At 57.8% G+C, this 1,197-nt stretch carries 1 protein-coding gene; it reads left to right on the top strand.

Annotation, left to right across the window (positions count from 1 at the left end; all coding sequences use genetic code 11):
- Nucleotides 1-1,197 (top strand): Rib/alpha-like domain-containing protein (locus ERX27_RS11110; RefSeq protein ID WP_208001784.1); only part of this gene is annotated, 1,197 nt, incomplete at both ends.

Raw genomic sequence — 1,197 nt, 5'->3', positions numbered from 1 at the left:
ACCCTGCCGGCATGGGCAGTGGTGAACCCTGCCGGCGTGGGCAGTGGTAATCCGGATATCAGCGTCCCAGCAGGTCAGGTGACAATCCCGGTGGCAGTGACATATCCGGACGGCTCAGGCGGTGTGATCGATGTAGTGGTGACCGTAGGTACGACAGATGCGCATGACAACCAGCCGGACTACGTGGATACGACAGTGGAGCCGGGTACAGCGACAACAATCGCAGCGCCGCTCAATTCAGACGGCACAGCACCACCGGCAGGCACAAGCTATGCGCCGGCGGATGCGACAACCCTGCCGGCATGGGCAGTGGTGAACGCGGACGGCACCATCACGGTGAATCCGGATATCAGCGTCCCAGCAGGTCAGGTGACAATCCCGGTGGCAGTGACATATCCGGACGGCTCAGGCGGTGTGATCGATGTAGTGGTGACCGTAGGTACGACCGATGCAGTAGACAACCAGCCGGACTACGTGGATACGACAGTGGAGCCGGGTACAGCGACAACAATCGCAGCGCCGCTCAATTCAGACGGCACAGCACCACCGGCAGGCACAAGCTATGCGCCGGCGGATGCGACGACCCTGCCGGCATGGGCAGTGGTGAACGCGGACGGCACCATCACGGTGAATCCGGATATCAGCGTCCCAGCAGGTCAGGTGACAATCCCGGTGGCAGTGACATATCCGGACGGCTCGGCAGGAATTATTGATATAGTTGTAACTGTTGGTACGACAGATTCCAGTGAAAACACGCCAATCGTGACACCGATCACAACACCAATAGGTGTAGTACCGCCAGCAACAGAGGGCATCGGTAATGAAGCTACATTCCCGCCAGGCACAACAGTGGAATGGCAGACACCACCGGATGTATCCAAGCCGGGCACGACAACAGGCACAGTAGTGGTGACATATCCAGACGGTACAAAAGATGTGGTAACAGTACCAGTGACAGTAGAAGTACCTGCAGGGCCGACGGATGCCGTTGAAAACACGCCAATCGTGACACCGATCACAACACCGGTAGGTGTAGTACCGCCAGCAACAGAGGGCATCGGTAATGAAGGTACATTCCCGCCAGGCACAACAGTGGAATGGCAGACACCACCGGATGTATCCAAGCCGGGCGCGACAACAGGCACAGTAGTGGTGACATATCCAGACGGTACAAAAGATGTGGTAACAGTACCAGTG

The organism is Macrococcus brunensis, assembly GCF_004359615.1.
In the GTDB taxonomy this organism is placed as follows: Bacteria; Bacillota; Bacilli; order Staphylococcales; family Staphylococcaceae; genus Macrococcus; species Macrococcus brunensis.
The sequence above is the reverse complement of the archived record's forward strand: the minus strand, read 5'-3'. Positions and strand labels throughout refer to the sequence as shown.